The following is an 18253-nucleotide window of genomic DNA, read 5'->3' as shown; positions in this document are numbered from 1 at the left end:
TAAGCGCAGTGCGAGAAAGGAACGTCGGTGAGCGATAAGAACGCCCAAGCGTCCACCAACAACTCCGCAGTCCTGATTACTTCAGTGGACCGCGCAGACAATCTGCAAGATGTCATTACGGCATTGTCTGAGGCACTGGGTGGGGCACGTTGCCTCCACACTGTCGGTGGGGCGCACGGCGCCACCGTGGATCAGGTTGTTGTGGATCCGGAATCCGCGCTTGACACCATCGTCAGTGCTGTTGAGGCTGATCGCGCTGCTAACGAGGGGGCGGCTGTTCTGACCGGCTCCGGCAACCTCGATTTTGACTTCCGCATTGCCACCGTCGCCGGCGCCGGTGTCATCGTTGTCGCTGGTGGCGAGGGCTGCCACACAGAGGCCGCAAAGGCTCGCGTTCGTTTGGCTCTCAGCAGTGCAGCTCAGCGTCACAGCGAGGTACTCGCAGTTGTCCTTACAGGGGAGGAGGCAGCTGAGGCTGCTAAGACTCTCGAGCTCGACGTTCCCGTTGTTGCCGTTGACGATGCTGAGGGGCTGCGCAAGGTCGTAAGCCGCGAGGTCACCGCAGTGATGACTCCACAGCGTTTCCAGTGGTGGCTATTGCAGCGCGCCAAGGCTGATAAGCGTCACATTGTGCTGCCAGAGGGGGACGATGACCGCATTCTTGAGGCCGCTGATTACCTCCTGCGCGAGGACATCTGTGAGCTCACTATCCTCGGCGACCCGGATGCGATGAAGGCGCGCGCCGCCGAACTGGGTTTTGACATCGACGCCGCTCATCTTTGGAACCCGCAGACCTCCGAATATGTTGAGCAGTTCGCGGAGCAGTTCGCAGAGATGCGCAAGGCCAAGGGGGTCACGCTGGAGCAGGCCCGTGAGACGATGCAGGACATCTCCTACTTCGCGACGATGATGATTCACAACGGGCTTGTCGACGGCATGGTGTCCGGTGCAGCCCACACAACTGCGCACACCATTCGTCCGTCCTTGCAAATCATTAAGACCAAGCCGTCGGCTTCCACGGTGTCGTCACTGTTCCTCATGGTTATGGACAACTCGCTGTGGGGTTTTGCGGACTGTGCGGTGCTGCCGAAGCCTGCTCCGGAACAGCTGGGTGAAATCGCGGTAGTATCCGCCGAGACTGCAGCTTCCTTCGGCATCGATGCCCGCGTCGCCATGCTGAGCTACTCCACTGGAGCATCCGGCACAGGTGAGGATGTGGACCGTGTGAAGGCGGGTCTGGCCAAGGCCAAGGAGCTGGCTCCGGAGCTCGCTGTCGATGGTCCGCTGCAGTTCGATGCTGCTATTGACCCGTCTGTGGCTGCGAAGAAGATGCCGGATTCCTCCGTTGCGGGTAAGGCAACTGTTTTCGTGTTCCCGGATCTGGACGCCGGTAACATCGGTTACAAGATTGCCCAGCGCTGTGGTGGTGCATTGGCAATCGGCCCGATTCTGCAGGGCTTGAACAAGCCGGTCAACGACCTTTCCCGTGGCGCCACGGTGCCGGACATCATCAACACGGTTGCAATTACCGCTATTCAGGCTGGAGGAAACTAATTATTATGTCCCGTCACGTACTTGTTTTGAACTCCGGTTCCTCCTCTATCAAGTTTCAGCTGGTAGATCCGGAGAAGGACTCAACGCAGCCGCCGTATGTCTCCGGTCTGGTGGAGCGCATTGGTGAAGAAGACGGCATTATTAATCTGAAGTTCTCCGGACAGAAGATTGAAATCACTGAGCCGATCGCTGACCACGCCAGTGGTCTTGACCGCGCGTTCGAGCTGATGGATGAGCACGGTGTTGGTCCGGAGTCGGTGGATATTGCGGCCGTCGGTCACCGCGTCGTTCACGGTGGTCGCCTGTTCTCTGGACCGGAGCTGATTACCGACGAAATCGTCGGCATGATCCGCGACCTTATTCCGCTGGCGCCGCTGCACAACCCGGCCAATATCGTAGGCATCGAAGAGTCTCGCAAGCTGCTTCCGGACGTGCCTCACGTCGCCGTCTTCGACACTGGTTTCTTCCACACCATGCCGCCAGCTGCTGCTCTGTACCCGCTCAACGCAGAGGTCGCATCGAAGTTTGATATCCGTCGTTACGGCTTCCACGGCACCTCGCATGAGTTTGTTTCCAAGCAGGTGCCGGACCTTCTGAATAAGCCGGCAGAGGAAATCAACCAGATTACGCTGCACCTGGGTAATGGTGCGTCGTGTGCGGCTATCCGAGGTGGCCAGGCGGTGGATACCTCGATGGGGCTGACCCCGCTGGCTGGTCTGATGATGGGCACCCGTACCGGTGACATTGACCCGGGCGTCATCTTCCACCTCTACCGCAACGGCATGAGCATCGACGAGATCGACAATCTGTGCAACCGCCAGTCCGGTCTGAAGGGTGTCTCTGGTGTCAATGACTTCCGAGTCCTGCAAGAGCGCATGGATGACCACGACCCGGATGCTTGGGCTGCGTACCAGATGTATGTCCACCAGCTGCGCCGCTACATCGGCTCTTACATGCTGATTCTCGGCCGCCTCGATGCCATCACCTTCACCGCAGGTGTCGGTGAGAACCATGTCGGTATCCGCCGTGATTCTATGGCTGAGCTTGAGAACTTCGGTATCAAGATTGATGATGAGCTCAACTCCCAGCCGAATGACGGCCCGCGTCTGATTTCGGCGGAGGACTCGAAGGTCAAGGTCTTCGTGGTACCGACCAACGAGGAACTGGCCATTGCCCGTTACGCAATGAGCTTCGTGGAGTAGTTTTTGGACAGGGGCACTGACGAGTAGGCAGGACCCCTGTAACCCCGTAGTTGACGGCTGCTAGATACCCCACCTGTTGAATCGGCAGCTGTGACCCAACAAAAACGAGCTCGCTCCCACTGCCTTCCAAACTGGAAGAACCTAGTGGGGCGAGCTCATTTTTCACCGCCGGGGCGACTGCGCCTATGCCTCAACAGGCTCAGTCACCCGGTCATCGTTTCAACGCATCAGCGCAGATAACTACCAGATGTAGACGCCGTCGCCGACCTGCAGGGTATCGAAGTACTTCACAGCATCATCGTGGTTCAGGTGGATGCAGCCGTGGGACATCTGATTAACAGAGCCTTCGTGGAAAGCCTCGCCGTCGTTGGTGAAGTACACCGAGAACGGCATCGGACCGTTGTAAGGACGGGACCACTCATCGCGGACCTTGCGGGTAACGCTCAGGTGGCCGCGGGTGGTTTCGTAACCCGGCATACCGGAGGACATTGGCACCGGACCGTAGGTGATGTTGCCATTTTCCTGCAGCCAGGTCTTCTGGTTAGCCAGGTCAACGCATGCGCGGGCGCTCGGCGGGCACGGGTTGTTTGGCTCTGGGCGTGGTTCAGGGCGTGGCTTCTGCTCTGGCTGTGGAGCAGGGGCAGGCGCCGGCTCAGGCTGCGACGGCTCGTCCTGGCCCCCCAGCAAACCGAAAATCTCGTTGACAACGCGGGTGGCTTCGGCCTTCTGTGCGGCTGGCAACGGCAGGCTGTCGATGGCGTTCAGCAGCTGAGTTTTGACCTTGTCCGCCACCTGCTTGTTGTTTTCAGCGAACTTGAAGTTTTCATTAATCAGAGCGACGACCGAATCCGGCAGCTTCACCGAAGAGGAATCCAGTACCTCAGAGAGCTCAGGGGCAAGGTCGCCCGAATTCAGAGTCGAGATCTCCGGCAGCTTGAGGTCCCGAACACTCTGGCTAAGCGACTGCAGGTCTGGAGCAACCGGCAGGGCAACGGCAGTGCCGGCCCCAATACCAAAGGCGGTGGTGAGGGCTGCAGCGCTGATAATTACGCGCTTAGCGCTGCGGAGAGAGGATTTCGAAGAGGCAAACATAGAGGATATCTTAAACCACGAAAGGCAATTCTCTCTTTATTCACCAATTCTGGGGTGGCGCTCAGGCCCACAACAGCATGTTTGACCAGGTTCGGTAAGGAGCTGTTAGAGAGCTAACGCCAAGTCCGTGGCCGAATGAGATTTGCGATATCCACCAAGTTGTAGCGGTGTCGCGGAAACTGCGAAGAGCGTGCCAGCATCCGTAAGTCTTTTTCCAATCCTTCACGCAGGCCGGCCACGGTAAAGGGCGCATCGAAAAGACCATTGGAGCTAGCTGCATGGTCGAGGTTCGAGCTGCGCAACCAGTTCAGCGCGGACGCCATCACGGCGATGCGTAGCTGTGGCATGCGCGGTTCATTCGTCGGCAGCTCCACCAGACGACGCGCAGCACGGCGAATTCTCGATTCAGTTAACTCGGAGGGCATCCCTGAGGTGAGCATCAGAATCGTCGTCAAACGTGCCATGCGATGGTGACGGGAGTTACCGGGTACGCGGTCAAGCTGGGAGATAGCCATTTCGTGTTGGCGCTCAGAGGCCAGCTGACGAGCTAGCCCGAAGGCGGAGGATACCGTCGTCGGGTTGGCCGCCCACACGACGGCGTAGAGACGCAGGGTGTTGAAACGAATCGTCTGAGGCGACAGGGACTCGCTGGCCCAGGCGGGGGAGAAGATCTCGGGCGTATCGGCAGCGACATTATCCAGCGCGCTGCTCAAGTTCGCGGCGGCGCGGGCGACAGCGGGCTCGAGGAGAGATGCGTTGGCGATGCCCAAGCGCTGTTGAATCAACTCGAGAGTCGCTGCCAGCGCCAACTTCGGGGCGGGCTCGCCGGGCAGCATCGTCAGCACGTGGTGGAACGAGGCGAGGGCATCGTTGAATTGGTCGAGAAGCAAATAAGTCACGCCCTCGTACCAGTGATAACGCCAATCGCGCTGCAAGCGTTCAGAGACATCGCAGAGGCTGTCGCGGGCCTCATCAATTAATCCGAGGTCCAGTTTTGCACGCACGATGCCCAGTGGAATTTCCACCGAAGAACCATACTCGGGTTCGGACAGAGCATTGGTCAGTGCCTCGATAAGTTCGTTGGGCTCCGTAAATGACGAGGCACTCAAGATGCGCGCACCCGGATCTGTCGGGTTAATCAGTGGTACAGGCAGCGCGAAGGTCACTTCTTGCGGAGTGATTTCCACGCCGCGGGTGATGCCGTCGACAAGCTGATCGGTGCGGAACACCAGGTGCTTGGTGCCGTACGTGGAACGCTGCGGCGAGAAATTCGACACCGCCTGCGGGAATTGCACGCCGTCGCGCACCGCCAGAATCTCGCGCAATACGCCGATGAGCTGCACACTCATCTCTTCAGCAGAACCGAAGCGAGCCTCCGGGTTCTCGTGGCAAGCGCGTAGTAGGAAGCGGTAGAGCGAGTAAAAACGGCGGAACAGAGGCTCTTCGACAGGTGAGGGTAGCCCCGGGTCGTAGACGCCGTTGGTCGCCGGCAACTTCAGAATCAGCGAGGCCAGCGTGCGGCCGACTGTGTAGATATCGCTGGCAATCGTCGGTCCCGTCGTGGCAATCTCCGGCGCCTGGAAACCGGGCGTGCCGTAGATATGGCCGTAGGCGCCGATGCCGGTGACCGCGCCAACGTCGATAAGCGTGACGTGGTCTTCGCTGAGCAGCACGTTGTCCGGCTTCAAATCGTTGTAGACAACGCCGCGCGAGTGCAGGTAATCCAGCGCGGGGAGCAGCTCCAGGATGTAGCCAATCGCCAGGTCACAGGGCATGACGCCGTCGGGGTAGCTCCGTCGCTGCTTGCGTAACGACGGGCCGCCGACGTACTCCATCACAATGAAGCCGGTGGCGCTGTTGGCGTCCGTCTCATCGATGAAGTTGATAATCTTCACAATTCCCGGATGCGAGATTTCCGCGAGGAACTCGCGTTCCGCCTGGACTACGGCGAAATCCTTCTCGTTTTTCGCTGCCATCATGCCCTTGAGCACGACCCAACGATCCGAGACATTGTGGTCAATCGCCAGATAAATCCAGCCGAGACCACCGTGGGCAATCGGGCCCACGATCTCGTACTGATCCGCCACGATATCGCCGGCTTTCAGGCTCGGCGCCGGCTTATTCGTCGCTCGAATCTTCTCATCACTCATTACTGCATCGCGCGGATCCTGCGTTGTGATGTACGGCAGGTGCACCATGCCGTCGGCGACAGTGCGTCCGCGGTGTGCATTCGATCGCCTCCGGCGGAAGTCCTCCAACGCTTTCCGGTGCGAGGCCATCGACGGATCTGGCGTCTGGGCGCCGGGTTGGGTCGTCGCGCTTGACGACGAGCCCCCGCGCCCCAACAATTCGGCGATATCGAACTCTTCGTCATCGTCATCATCGTCCGCAAAAGGGTCGAAGGCGACAGCGGCAGTGCCGGGCTCTTGTTCGTCGTCTTCATCGGCGAATGGGTCGAAGGCGACGGCCTGAGTGGCAGCTGCCTCTGCCTCTGCGTGAGCATCCTCCTGGGGCTCCGGCGTGTACTGGGGATGCTGGGCTTGCTCGGATTGCTGGGCTTGTTCGGAGAACTGGTTTTCGTCGCTCATCGGTTATCCACCTCGCCTTCTGGAGCAGCTTCCGGTGTGGGGGAGATTCCAAGTATGTCTTCATCGTCGCCGTACTGTGGCGATGGCTGTGTACCGCTTGGCAGGAAGGGGCCGAACCAAGTGTCGTAGAGGGACTGCCAGGTGCCATCGCTGGCCATACGCTCCAGGGTCGCGTTGATTTGGCGAACTAGGCCTGGGTTCCCCTTGGATACACCGGCCGCGTAGCTTTCCTCGTTCAAGCCCCGCTGGACAATGGCGGTAGCCGGATCTTGGTCGTTGATACCAGCGAGGATGGTGTCATCGGCAACGACAATCTCTGCCTGGCTGTTTTGAAGTGAAATGAGGCAGTCCGACCAGTTACCGACCAACAGCAGCGTATTGTTCGGCGAGAGCCGTCGAATCAAATCCTCGGTAGTGGATCCCCGGGAAACGCAGATGCGACCGTCCTCGACGTCCTCGGGGGAAGCATCGCCACCCGGCGAAGAGACTAGAACTCCAGCTCGTGCTGTCAAATACGGTGTGGAGAACAGCACCCTTTCGCGCCGGGCATCGGTGACCGTCATAGTGCGCAAAACGACATCGACAGTGCCGTCTTCGAGTGCGGCAGTGCGTTCGTTGCTGTCGACGAACCGAAACTCGACAGCATCGGGATTGTCAAAGATGTCCCGGGCAATCTCTTGTGCCAGGGATACTTCAAACCCCGAGAGCTCTCCGGTGCTGAAGTCGCGGAAGCTGAGCAGGTTCAATGATTGGTCAACACCAACGATGATGCGGCCGCGCTGGTAAATCTCCGGGATTCGCTCTTCCGGTGTTTGGTCATCGGGGGCGAGCGTGGACAGATCTGGGGCGTTGGCTTCTGCCGCAGGCTTCCTCGAGGAGGCTTTGTCGTAGAACGCGCCCGGTGGCAGGGGGAAGTCACCGGTGGCCTCCAGGATTGTGCGCGAGTAGGGATCGTCGGCAAGCGAATCGGTCGCGCAGGCACTGACGGTGAGCCCGGCGATGGCGAGTGCACCAAGGACGGCCCTGCGCCGCCAACCGGCGAGACTGTGGAGCGACGGGGAGAACGAAACGATCATAGGTACTCCAGAAGCCGGTGTCGGAAGCCGAAAACAACCAGAACTGCCGCGATGACGGTCAGCGTAACCGTGGCGAGGGACAGTGCCGCGATAGCGCGACGGGATTGGTCGAGGTTCTCACGGGCGGTCAGGCGGGACTCGGCGATGGAATTCTGTAGCGACTCATCGACCTGGTTGAACGCAGTCGCCGACGAGCTGGCATTATCCACATCGGTCGCGATGCGAACCGCACCGGCGTAGTCTCCTGAACTCAAGTGCTCCATCATCAGGTTGTGGCCGGACTCCCAGCTGTAGATACCGTGGATGGCGGCTCTGACATCGTCGTCCGGCGCGTTGGCGTCCACTCTTTCCAGCTCGCCGACCAGGGTGCGCACCGACTGCGAGAAGGACTCCGCATCCGCGGGCTGACGGCGCACTAAGCCGAGGGTTTCGCTGGCGCGTAGCTGCTGGGCATCAATGCGTACTTGGGTTAGGGCATGAACGTCCGGGCGCTGCTCTCCGAAGAGGGAGTTAGACTGCCACGGCTGAGTGGTGGCGATTCCCACACCGACAAGTGCGATGGCCATCAGCATGGTTGCACCAAACAGGCCGACGTTGAATAGTCGACCGGTGCGGCGAGTCAGCCACCACTGTGTGATTAGCAGCATCAAAATTGCCGCTGCCAGGCCTGACATCGGGAAAAGAGGTGGTTTCGATAGTTCGCGCTGCTCCTCATTAGTGGTGGTACTGGTGCGTTCGTAGAGCGATTTTGCAGCTGGCAGAATCTGGACCTGCATCAAGTTTGAGGCAGAGGCGAGGTACGCGACACTGACGGGGTTGCCCTGGCGCGCATTCGCGCGAGCTGTCTCGACCATGCCGGTGTAGACCGGCAACAGTCGCTGTACAGTCGCGACATCCTTCATCTCTGGATCATCGACGTTTTCAATGCCCGTAGCTGCGCGGGTAGCGGACATGGATGCTTGTGCGATGACATCGTCGAAGTTGCTGACCAAGTCCTGGCTGCTGTTGAGCGTGCCGCGGGAAAAAGCGGTGTTGGCCGACGCATCGGCAATCGTCAGCGAGGCATAGAGATTCTGCGAGGCATTGGCCATCGGCTCGCTCAGCTGCGAAATGCGGGTGAGCTGCTGCTGGCGTTGCGAGGTTGTTTGCCACATGGATAGGCCGGCGGCCAGGATTGCGACGATGAGGATGAGGGCGACTATGGTCAATCGGCCCGGCGACGTTATCAAAAATGACGCTGACCGGCGCACATACGTGGCCGACGGGCCGAGCTTGTCGTAGAGGCGCTCACCGAGAAAACGTGTCAATCTCCGGTTGCGCGGGCCAATCTCCAGGGCATCCACGCGCAAGTCTGTATCGCGCGGAGAGTCTGCCAGGGCTGTTGGGGTTGCGGCCGTTGCTGGGGCATTAGCCGAGGACTCTGTAGTGTCCAGAGCAGTTGATGGTGCCGCGCTCTCGGGAGCCGGGGTGGCGGCGGGAGTATCTTTCGATTCCTTTGCCGCCTGAGCCGCAGTGTGTATGTCTAAGCTTTCGCCACCGGGAGTGGTGCGACCGCTGAAACGAGTTCGGCGTGGAGCGCGATTCTTGCGGTGGAATGGGTTTCGGCTTTTGTCGTGGGCGCGGGAATGAGGCGCACTTGAAGTGGTTTCACCCATGTGCACGTGTCCTTCCGACGTGACCGAAGTCGCCTGCGACAATCTCTCCGCTCAGAGCAACGTTAGTTCCTTGCAAATCTTAGTCGCTCGGGCTTGTGACGGAAAACACAAGGGTATCTGGCGTAGGGTGGAGACATGCTTCAGGATGGAAATGGTTGGGCGGCCGGCCCCAACGGTACGCGCTGCTGGGGACGCTTCGGAGCTGCAGGGCTGCTGATTGTGAGCCCTCAGCGCACGGTGCTTATGCAGTATCGAGCTGACTGGACATCGTTCCCCCTAACGTGGGGTGTTCCTGGTGGGGCTTGTGATTCTCATGAGACTCCTGAGGCGACCGCGCTGCGTGAAACGGCTGAGGAAACTGGGCTGCTGGAGCATCAGCTTCGCATCCTCGACACGCAGGTCACCACCGGGCCCTTCCCGGCCGATCCGGACCGCCCCGAGCTCGCCGGCGGCTGGAAGTACCACACGGTCTACGCACTAGCTGCCGAAGAGCTGGAGACGAATCCGAACGAAGAGTCTCTAGAGCTGCGCTGGATTCCGCTTGACGACGTCGACAGCCTCAATCTGCTGCCGCCTTTCGTGGAATCGTGGCCCCGGGTGCGCGCGCACCTCGAGAAATTGTTGGAGGCCCTTGGCTAGGTGGCTAAGGTCTGAGGTTAACACCGACCATTGAGGCTGCACGCTGAGATTTGGCACACCAAAGCCGCTCCCCGGTGTGACTTTTAAGTCGGGAGAGCGGCTTGTCTACTTGTTGCTTACTTGGAGTCGGCAACTGCTGCCGCGCCAGCGGCCAGCGCGGTGACGGTCAGGACAGACGGCCATGCGCCAATCTTCTTAGCCAGCGGGTGTGAGAGGCCGAAAGCGCCGAGGTAGGCGGCCACTAGGCCAGCGGCTCCCAGGGCGCCGGTCTTTGCGCTCCAGGTGCGTGCTGCGTATGCGCCGGCGGCACCCAAGATGACGCCACCGAGCGGACGAATGCCTGTTTCGCGAGCGGTGAGCCAGCCGCCGATGAGGCCAGTGGCCACGAGCGGAGCGGTCTTTACGTCTTTTGCCTTCTTCAAAGTAATAGCCATAAGCATCATCGTACCTAGTAAGAAGGGCTTGGCGGCGCGCTTTTAGAACGGCTCCTGGCGGCGCTGGTGCTCCTCAACATAGCTTTCCGAGTGCTCCGCCAGCTTCAGTAGCGAGGGCAGTGCCTTAATGAGCGCACGAACGTCCTTTTGCGACATTGTCCGCACAATTTCGTACACCAGCGCACCCCAGTGGTCGATAAGTTGCTCCAGCAGCGTCTCGCCATCGCTGGAGACATAGAGGTTCTGCGCACGGCGATCCTTTGCATTGTTCTCGCGTTCAATCAGTCCGTTGTCGAGTAGACGGCGAACTGTTGCCGAAACGTTGGACGGGCGCAGGAAACGCAGGCGTGCAATGTCGGATACGCCGCAGCCCGGGTGGGTTGAAATAAAGTGCAGTACTTCCATTTCCGACTGGGAAATGTCCATCCTGGCATTCGGGCGCTCACCGAGGCGGCGAGTCGACGCAAGGAAGTCATACAGGCCGATGGAAATCTTCTGCACGCTTTCGCGCAGGGATTCATCGGACTCAGTCGAGTCATCCGCGGTGGGGAAGCCGCTCGCTGGCTCCGGGGTAGTGGTGCGCTGAGGGGAGCGTGCAGAAGTCATGATCTTCCTTCCCGACGTAATGAATTGATGTTCTGAATAAACACCTTATATCGTCGAAATAACTTTCTGTGGTGAAAATTTGTAGATTGAACAAAAAGTTAGACTCATAAGTGTTGTGCGGGTGCTTTATCGCCCATTTCTGCCCCTGATTTTAGGGGCTGGCAGCAAAGACTCCGCTTTACGACGGCCCCAGCGACACCCCCTAGTAGGAACTAGGCCTACGCGCTTTTCCGCCCGTTTATCTACACTTCGTAATCCACAATCACCGGAGCATGGTCGGATGCGCCTTTGCCCTGACGCTCTTCGATGTCGATGAATCCGGCGGACGCCTTTGCCGCGAGGGCGGGGGAGGCGAGCTGGAAGTCGATGCGCATGCCCTCATCCTTGAAAAAGCGGCCGGCCTTGTAATCCCAATAGGTCCACTGGTTTGGGGTGAATTGGCGAGTTACTTCCTTCATACCCGCCTGCTCCAGCGCATAGAAAGCTGCGCGTTCAGGTGGTGTGACATGTGTTTTCCCCGCGAAGGCTGCCATTGACCAGACATCGCCGTCGGTCGGGGCGATGTTGAAGTCGCCGCCCATCATGAAGGTGGCCTCCGGGTCGTCGTCAAGCGTGGCGATGATGTGCTGACGGAGCCGCTCCAAAAATTCGAGCTTGTACTCGAAGTGCGGGTCGGTGATGTCGCGGCCGTTCGGGATGTAGAGGCTGTTGATGCGCACGCCACCGCAGGTAGCAGCGATATGGCGGGCCTCCAATGCGGGAGTTGCGTCGGGGTCCTTGTTGAAACCGGGCTGACCGGGGAACCCTGCCTGGATGTCCTCAAGGCCGACGCGGGAGATGATGGCAACGCCATTCCACTGATTCAGGCCGTGGTGGGCGACTTGGTATCCCAGCTCTTCAAAAGCAGCGGTGGGAAATTGGTCGTCCCTGCACTTGGTTTCCTGGACGGCCAGGACATCAATGTCATTCCGGCGCAGCATTTCCACCATTCGGTCGAGGCGGGTTCGAGCCGAATTGACGTTCCAGACACAGATTCGCATATCAACGATTGTAAAAGGGGAACGAAACGGCGGCCTCATGCGTTGAACAAAGCAGTGACAAAATAGGCGGACAAAAACGGATAAGGTGGGCGGAAGCCCGGTAGGAAAGGGAGTTTCGAGGTTGGCTAACTGGGACGATCGCCGTTACGGCGGCGAGTACAGTCCGACGGATTACCTGGGTAGTAGTGGCAGGAACGCTTATCGGGAACACGACGCATATGCGGCGTACGATGCGGCAATGCCGTATCAGGAAGTGCCATATCCGGTAGCAAACATTCCGGTCGGCTATGAAAGCGGGTACCCCGCTAGCTATGGGGTGTCTTCCTTCGGTGAGCTCAGTGCTAATCCCAAAGTCGCGCCGCTGACCGCTCAAATGGCAGTACACCTGGGCTTTGACCCCAATCTGGCCAATGGCTCAGTGGCACGTCGTGGTGGTGCGCTGTTGGTGGATTCTGTCATCTACACTGCATTGATTGCCTCCATTGCAGTTCTCACTAGCATCGTGGGGACATCGGACAGCGGCGTAATGGTGATGCTGATCAGCCTCTTCCTCGGTCCCGGTGGTTTTTACCTCTACCGCGTGGCGGGGGACTCCATCTTCGACGGGTCGCCGGGTAAACACGCCATGGGCATAAAAATCGAAGGTGCACACGGGATGCCAGTCTCAGCCCGCGATGGTTTTGTGCGCAATGCCTGGATTCTGCCGTCGATGATTCCGGTCGCCGGTTGGTTTGTCTCTGCGGGCCTGGCTGGCTGGATTGCGATGGGTGCGTCCCGCGATCCGCTGGGGAGAGGTCGTCATGAACTCTCGGTCCATACCCGTGTGGTGGAAAAGCCGGAGACGCGCGAGCTGCCGCGCGGGCAGCGCCGCATGGACAATCGCATGGGTAGCAAAGAGCAGCAGGGCAAGCAGCTGAAGCGGATTAAAAGGGTTAAGCGCGGGAAGTAGGGCGATCAGGGCGAGCAGCGCAGGGCCGAAACGTAACCCCCGGCCCCTAAGCCCCTGTCAGCTCCGCGTAGCGGTGCCGGTGGTGCTCGGTAAAACCGAGTGTCCGGTATAGCGCAATGCCAGGCTCATTTGAGCCCAATACCTGCAGATATGCAGAATCTGCCCCGTGTTGTGCGCCCCAGTGCATCATGTGAATTCCCAGTAGGGTGCCAAGTCCTCGGCGGCGCATATCGGCTGCGACTTCCACAGCGGAGAACCCGAGCCACACACGGCCGTCGTCCGATTCGGTCAGCGTGCCGCGCGTAATGGCTACCGTGCGTATGCCTTCAGGCGCATTGTTGGCAGGCACTTGCAGGCGTCCGAAGCACATGCGGCCATCAATTTCATTGCGCAGAAGCTGTAGTGCATGCTCGGACAGCGTGGTACCGCGGAAATGGTAGAGCCCCAGCCAGTCGTCGTCAGGTTGATCAGCGATATCCACCTGCACGTCTGCAAGCTCGACGCTGTGCTCATCGAGCACCTGTTCGGCGCTGTGCTCATCAAGCACCTGTACGGCGCTGTGCGATTCAGCTGCCAATTCAGCAGGCGGCAAATCCCCATCGAGTGAGCGCGTCATAACCACAATGTCCGGCCCGACCGTCCACTCCGGCCCCGCGACCAGCGCCTGTGCAGGTTTGGCGATTCTATCCGGAATCGCAATCCGCACCGGCAAATCGTGGGAATCGTAAAACGACTTAATCTTCTCCAACGGCACCGGCTGAGTGCTGGCTCCGGGCTCGAGCGGCAGCGCGGAGTTGGAACGCTCCGTAATGCCATCGCCGGCTCGCAGCAGCCAGCCCGACTCCACCACATGCGCGATACCCGGGAAGGCCTTCGCTGTCGCAGTTTCCACGGCGCGAATATCCGAATTGCGCACCGGATGATCCGGCAGGGCCTTCACAATCAAAATGTGCTTATCGCTAAAGTCCACCGCTGCCACGGATTCGTCGGCACGCACGCCAGCACGAACCTGCGGACGCACGACGAACGGATCCATGCTGAGCACTTGCCCAATGACGTCCGTAGTCTTCTTGCCGCTGGCCAATGCTTCTTCATCGGTCAGCGCGTGCCGCACAATGACACGACGTCCCACCGCCACTTCACCGACGCCCCAGCGGGAAATCGGTAGCTTCTGTGCTGCATTTTCGCTTGCCGACGACTCCAATTGCCTATCCGCCACGATCTAATCCTCGTGGCCGAACGGATCGGGATCCACGCCCGGCATCCAGGTCAGGCCGCCCTCGGTCCAACCGGCACGCTTGATTTCCTTCTTGGCCATGCGCTTCCAGCGGCCCGTGAGACAGTCGGTGTAAAGGAACCCATCCAGATGGCCGACCTCGTGCTGCATGCAGCGAGCGAGGAAACCGGTGGCCTCGATGCGGACCTCTTCGCCGTTTTCATCCAGGCCGGTGACGACAGCCTTCTCCGCGCGGTTGGTGGGGAAGGACAGGCCGGGTACAGAGAGGCAGCCTTCGTCATCGGAACCGTCGTCATTAGGCATGGTCTTCGGGATTTCACTGGTGGTCAGCACCGGATTGATGACGCAGCCGCGGTGCCAGACGTCGTCATCATCGGGGCAGTTGTAGACGAACAGACGCTTGCCGACGCCCACCTGGTTGGCAGCCAGCCCCACACCGTGGGCGCGGTCCATGGTTTCGTACATGTCCTCGATGAGCTCACGCAGCTCGGAGATGTCCTCGGTCACCGGCTGGGTAGGAGTGTGGAGAACGGGGTCTCCGGCAATCACAATGGGACGGATAGTCATGTCGCTGATTCTACTCGGCGTCCATCTTTTCTAAATCGCCTGGTGATGTCAGGGGTCTTGGAGACGTTGGGCGATGTCGGAAGTGGTATGTAGGGCTGGGTGGCTGAGCCTTACTATGTATCTTCACTAAGTATCTGCATAAGCAGTGTCGTGCAGAATAGAAAATCAGGGCGACTGAGAAGGAAAGCGGGGTGCAGAAAATGGTGAGCAAGAAGCCCATAGGCGGCAGCCACGAACCTGAGACTGAGCTGCGGCCTGACTCATCCGAGCATCTCGGACTCGCGGGCGATATCGGCGGCATTGAGCCCATTTTGGCGCAGAAGATGCTGGATTTTGAGAAGGAATGGCTGAAAGTTGCCCGCCGTGGGCCGCGTATGGCCGGTGCGCGGCAGGAGGCAATTCGGCGTCGCTTTGCCGAGGACTTCGGCAACAACACAATCCGTTACCACCAGGTACTTTCGCGACTTCTCGATTCTCCGGCAGCCGAAGCGGCCGAACCCGTGTTGGTTCATCGGCTGCGCGCCGTGCGGGACAACCAAGACGCATAAGGTTCAAGTTTCACTTCACGGTTCGGCGGCAGAACATATAGGATGTGGGATGTGTCTGACCAACTAAACCCTCAGAATTCGCCGCGTCCGGGCCGTCATCGACTCGATGACGACTTCGACGACTTCGATGAGTACAGCGATTACGCGGAGGCTCCCGCCGCTGGCGGCGCCCATGCGTACTCCGAGCCGTCGGATGCTCAACACACAGCGCCAAAATCTGCGGCTCCCGCCGCTGGTGCAGCTGCTGCTGGTGCCACCGCCGCCTCGACCGGTGCCAGCGCTGGGGCTGCTAGCAATTCCGCAGCTGCTGATGGTGTTGATGACGGCGACATCGGCGACGGTGCCGGTGATGGCCGCTACATGCGCGTTCTCGCTATCGTGCTGCTCGCTATCGGCGTGTGCCTGGTCGCCTACGGTGCCTATGCACTCAGCACACGTGGCGACGATGCCGAGAACACCGGCCAGAATGACACCTCGGCATCCGCTCCGGTTGACTCTGGTGCGCCTGCTGACTCGGCCAACGGCAGTGATCCGGCAAAGGATGGTGCTGCTGGAGATGGTGACGGCGAGGTTCCGCCGCCGCCACCGGCAAATGAGCCAGGCAAACCGGTTCCTCCCGCTGAGAATCCGCCGGCACAGGATGAGGCCAACGAAGCGCCCCAGATTGACCGCAAGACTGTCAAGGTCAGTGTCCTGAATAACTCTGAGGTCGTGGGCCTCGCCGATGACCTGTCCAAGCAGATGGGCGAGCAGGGCTGGGGCGCCGGCGAGACCGGCAATGCTCCTGAAGAGAAGATGGGTGTGTGGGAGAAGACCACCGTCTACTTCGACCCGAGGAACGAAGAGGAAAAGGCCGCCGCTGAGCAGATCGCGCATGACAACGGTTGGGAAGCCGCACCTCGCGATGACCGCCTCCGGGACGCTCCGGCGGGAATCGTCGTGGTCGCCACTGACCCGGCTCACTAGACTCCCGGCCCACCAGGCTTTGGTCTCTCACTAAGGTTTGCGGCCTAAGCGTCAAAACCTGCCGCCGTGGTGCGAAGCCCCATAGCTTTCCAAGTCCCGCGTAAGCCACACATTTCATGGCTTAGGCGGGGCTTTTGCATATTTTGCAGTCTCAAACAGATCACGGCTGAAAAAGGGGTACTAGTATTCTGCTAGTAGCCAGTGAGGTCTGTGAGGTTTTTATGTTCGCCGTAAAGCGTCGTCGTGTTGCTGTCGCCACCGCGTTGGGTTGTGCTGCAACACTGTTGGTGTCCTGCTCGGGGGTTGAATCCAGCAGCGACAAGGACGGGAACGCAGGCGCGTCGACAAGCACTGCGCCAGTGAGCGTAGATCCGGCTGCACCGAAGCTGACCGAGCGAGTCAGCGCCTATAACTTCATCCGAACAAACGACGACGGATCAATGAAAATGCTGGCAACTGTACAGGTCATGAGCGCCAAGGGATGGATGGGCCTTTCCGACGAAAAAGGTCAGTTCACTACCTTGGATAAGGGCAAGTACACAGTGCAGGCGCGTGGTGCATCTGGCTGCAGTGGCATCGGCAGCCCCGCAACCGAAGGGTTGGGTGTCATCGGCGAAGTGCACGTCGATGACAAACGGAATGCAGATGTCTGGAACGTTCCGTCCAAGGTGGATGAAGACAGTTTCACCACAGTTGCGCTTGTCGATTCCAACGGTGACCTTGCCTCGTGCGCAAAAACCGTCACCTGGACGGAGCCAACTGAGGAAAACGACTCCTAGTGTGAAAAAATAGCGGTATGACTGAGCAATTTTCCGGATCGGCGCAGCCATCTCTGGGAGTGGAATGGGAAGTGGCGTTCGTTGACCGACGAACGCGCGACACCGCTCCCGCTGCCGCCGAGGTGCTCGACATCATCGATGCGGAGCATCCCGGACATGGGCTCCAGCGAGAGTTCCTCGCCAACACCGTAGAGCTCGTCACCGGTGTGCACACGAACGTGCCCGGTGCCGTAGCGGAGCTCCAAAGCCAGCTGGACATGGTTCTCGAGGCCGCTGATCGCGTTGGGGTGGATGTGTGGTCATCGGGCTCGCATCCGTTCGCCCGCGGTACTGCTCAGCAGGTCAGCGCTAAGGGGCACTACTCCGAAATCATCAACCGCACTCAGTGGTGGGGTAACCAGATGATCATCTGGGGAGTCCACGTCCATGTTGGCATTAAGGACTCCGAACGCGTTTGGCCGATCATTCAGGCCCTGGCAACGAAGCTGCCGCACATGTTGGCGCTGTCTGCCTCCTCACCGGCCTGGAACGGTGAGGACATGGGTTACGCTTCCAACCGAAGCCTGCTCTACCAGCAGCTTCCCACCGCTGGTCAGCCGCCGGCGATTTACACGTGGCCCGAGTGGGAGTCCTACATGCACGACCAGTCCCGCTCCGGCGTCATCAATCACACCGGCTCGATGCACTTGGACATTCGCCCGGCATCAAAGTACGGCACCATTGAGATTCGTGTCGCTGACGCTACCTCTAACCTGCAGGAACTCGCCGCTATCGTGGCATTGACGCACTGTCTGACGGTTTACTACGACCGCATGTGGGAGGCTGGCGAGGAGCTACCGTCGCTGCAGTCCTGGCACATCGCCGAAAACAAGTGGCGCGCCGCCCGCTACGGCATGGACGCGCTGGTCATCGTCAATCGCGATACCGACGAGCGGTGGGTTCGCGACGAACTCCGTGAACTTGTGGTTCAACTCGCCCCGCTTGCCGACGAACTGGGTTGCCGAGCCGAACTGGAATTCGTCAACAACATCGTGGAAATGGGCGCGGCATACGAGCGGCAGCGCACTGTGGCGGATGCGGCCGGGGCGCTGCCTTCCATGGCTACCGAGGACGACGTACGGGCGAACGAAGAGCGCATTGGCCACACCCCGTGGCGTGCCGCCGTGGATCTTGCGGTGCAGGAACTGCGCGCCGGGCATCCGATAGCGCCTGCAGATTTCCACGAGCAAGTAGACGACTAGCCGTCGTTAAGCGGTGTGTGCCCAGACAAAAATTAGTGACTAGGCCTATAGCGGGTTAAGTGACAAAAAGTGTGTCTGAT

Annotated in this window: 17 protein-coding genes; 8 read left to right on the top strand and 9 right to left on the bottom strand. The window is 59.7% G+C overall.

Annotated elements, in window-relative coordinates:
• Positions 1 to 228 precede the first annotated feature (228 nt).
• Positions 229 to 1554: a phosphate acetyltransferase gene (pta, locus tag HMPREF3135_RS04335; RefSeq protein WP_246818311.1), complete on the top strand. Its 1326-nt coding sequence runs from the start codon at positions 229 to 231 to the stop codon at positions 1552 to 1554.
• 5 nt (positions 1555 to 1559) lie between these two features.
• On the top strand, positions 1560 to 2756 hold the full coding sequence (locus HMPREF3135_RS04330; RefSeq protein WP_069358955.1) for an acetate kinase: 1197 nt from the start codon (positions 1560 to 1562) through the stop codon (positions 2754 to 2756).
• A gap of 240 nt (positions 2757 to 2996) precedes the next feature.
• Here the strand turns inward: HMPREF3135_RS04330 and HMPREF3135_RS04325 are convergent, their stop codons facing one another.
• The 4 genes from HMPREF3135_RS04325 to HMPREF3135_RS04310 all read right to left on the bottom strand — a co-directional run bounded on the left by HMPREF3135_RS04325 (position 2997) and on the right by HMPREF3135_RS04310 (position 9167).
• Positions 2997 to 3848 carry a L,D-transpeptidase gene (locus HMPREF3135_RS04325; protein ID WP_070438258.1) on the bottom strand — a complete coding sequence of 284 codons (852 nt, stop codon included), beginning with the start codon at positions 3846 to 3848 and terminating at the stop codon, positions 2997 to 2999.
• 113 nt (positions 3849 to 3961) lie between these two features.
• On the bottom strand, positions 3962 to 6436 hold the full coding sequence (locus HMPREF3135_RS04320) for a serine/threonine protein kinase (protein ID WP_070438255.1): 2475 nt from the start codon (positions 6434 to 6436) through the stop codon (positions 3962 to 3964).
• A complete protein-coding gene (locus tag HMPREF3135_RS04315) occupies positions 6433 to 7512 on the bottom strand; it encodes a glutamate ABC transporter substrate-binding protein (protein WP_070438252.1) in 1080 nt (359 codons plus the stop codon). The genes HMPREF3135_RS04320 and HMPREF3135_RS04315 overlap by 4 nt, the downstream gene beginning before the upstream one ends.
• Entirely contained in the window at positions 7509 to 9167 is a 1659-nt protein-coding gene (locus HMPREF3135_RS04310; RefSeq protein WP_049189482.1) for a hypothetical protein, read from the bottom strand. Before HMPREF3135_RS04310 ends, HMPREF3135_RS04315 begins: the two co-directional genes overlap by 4 nt.
• A 135-nt stretch (positions 9168 to 9302) precedes the next feature.
• Between HMPREF3135_RS04310 and HMPREF3135_RS04305 the strand changes: the two genes are divergently transcribed.
• The gene (locus HMPREF3135_RS04305; RefSeq protein ID WP_016421520.1) at positions 9303 to 9806 is read left to right on the top strand and encodes an NUDIX hydrolase; all 504 of its coding nucleotides are present in this window, start codon (positions 9303 to 9305) and stop codon (positions 9804 to 9806) included.
• A 116-nt stretch (positions 9807 to 9922) separates the two neighbouring features.
• On the opposite strand, the gene HMPREF3135_RS04300 is transcribed toward HMPREF3135_RS04305, so the two are convergent.
• The 3 genes from HMPREF3135_RS04300 to HMPREF3135_RS04290 all read right to left on the bottom strand — a co-directional run bounded on the left by HMPREF3135_RS04300 (position 9923) and on the right by HMPREF3135_RS04290 (position 11886).
• Positions 9923 to 10240 (bottom strand): hypothetical protein, encoded by a 318-nt coding sequence (locus tag HMPREF3135_RS04300; protein ID WP_187403920.1) that lies wholly within the window; start codon positions 10238 to 10240, stop codon positions 9923 to 9925.
• Between the two features lie 42 nt (positions 10241 to 10282).
• Positions 10283 to 10846 (bottom strand): MarR family winged helix-turn-helix transcriptional regulator, encoded by a 564-nt coding sequence (locus HMPREF3135_RS04295; RefSeq protein WP_016421518.1) that lies wholly within the window; start codon positions 10844 to 10846, stop codon positions 10283 to 10285.
• Positions 10847 to 11088: 242 nt separating this feature from the next.
• Complete coding sequence (locus HMPREF3135_RS04290) at positions 11089 to 11886, bottom strand: exodeoxyribonuclease III (protein ID WP_049189484.1); 798 nt, start codon at positions 11884 to 11886, stop codon at positions 11089 to 11091.
• A gap of 121 nt (positions 11887 to 12007) precedes the next feature.
• On the opposite strand from HMPREF3135_RS04290, the gene HMPREF3135_RS04285 reads away from it, so the two are divergent.
• Positions 12008 to 12835: an RDD family protein gene (locus HMPREF3135_RS04285; protein ID WP_246818310.1), complete on the top strand. Its 828-nt coding sequence runs from the start codon at positions 12008 to 12010 to the stop codon at positions 12833 to 12835.
• A gap of 46 nt (positions 12836 to 12881) precedes the next feature.
• Here the strand turns inward: HMPREF3135_RS04285 and HMPREF3135_RS04280 are convergent, their stop codons facing one another.
• Together HMPREF3135_RS04280 and HMPREF3135_RS04275 are read right to left on the bottom strand one after the other, a co-directional pair.
• On the bottom strand, positions 12882 to 14054 hold the full coding sequence (locus HMPREF3135_RS04280; RefSeq protein ID WP_083280609.1) for an N-acetylglutamate synthase, CG3035 family: 1173 nt from the start codon (positions 14052 to 14054) through the stop codon (positions 12882 to 12884).
• A gap of 3 nt (positions 14055 to 14057) precedes the next feature.
• Positions 14058 to 14639, bottom strand: a complete 582-nt coding sequence (locus HMPREF3135_RS04275) for a peptide deformylase (RefSeq protein ID WP_049169904.1) — start codon at positions 14637 to 14639, stop codon at positions 14058 to 14060.
• A gap of 200 nt (positions 14640 to 14839) precedes the next feature.
• Between HMPREF3135_RS04275 and HMPREF3135_RS04270 the strand changes: the two genes are divergently transcribed.
• The 4 genes from HMPREF3135_RS04270 to HMPREF3135_RS04255 all read left to right on the top strand — a co-directional run bounded on the left by HMPREF3135_RS04270 (position 14840) and on the right by HMPREF3135_RS04255 (position 18173).
• On the top strand, positions 14840 to 15187 hold the full coding sequence (locus HMPREF3135_RS04270) for a DUF3263 domain-containing protein (protein ID WP_070438246.1): 348 nt from the start codon (positions 14840 to 14842) through the stop codon (positions 15185 to 15187).
• A gap of 51 nt (positions 15188 to 15238) precedes the next feature.
• Positions 15239 to 16153 (top strand): LytR C-terminal domain-containing protein, encoded by a 915-nt coding sequence (locus tag HMPREF3135_RS04265; RefSeq protein WP_070438286.1) that lies wholly within the window; start codon positions 15239 to 15241, stop codon positions 16151 to 16153.
• Positions 16154 to 16374: 221 nt separating this feature from the next.
• Positions 16375 to 16932 (top strand): hypothetical protein, encoded by a 558-nt coding sequence (locus HMPREF3135_RS04260; protein WP_049169906.1) that lies wholly within the window; start codon positions 16375 to 16377, stop codon positions 16930 to 16932.
• Positions 16933 to 16949: 17 nt separating this feature from the next.
• Positions 16950 to 18173, top strand: coding sequence for a glutamate--cysteine ligase (locus tag HMPREF3135_RS04255; RefSeq protein WP_049193794.1), 1224 nt, complete (start codon positions 16950 to 16952; stop codon positions 18171 to 18173).
• Positions 18174 to 18253 lie beyond the last annotated feature (80 nt).

The sequence above is a fragment of the Corynebacterium sp. HMSC14H10 genome (genome assembly GCF_001807105.1).
GTDB lineage: Bacteria > Actinomycetota > Actinomycetes > Mycobacteriales > Mycobacteriaceae > Corynebacterium > Corynebacterium jeikeium_D.
This window is presented reverse-complemented; position numbering and strand designations above follow the sequence as displayed.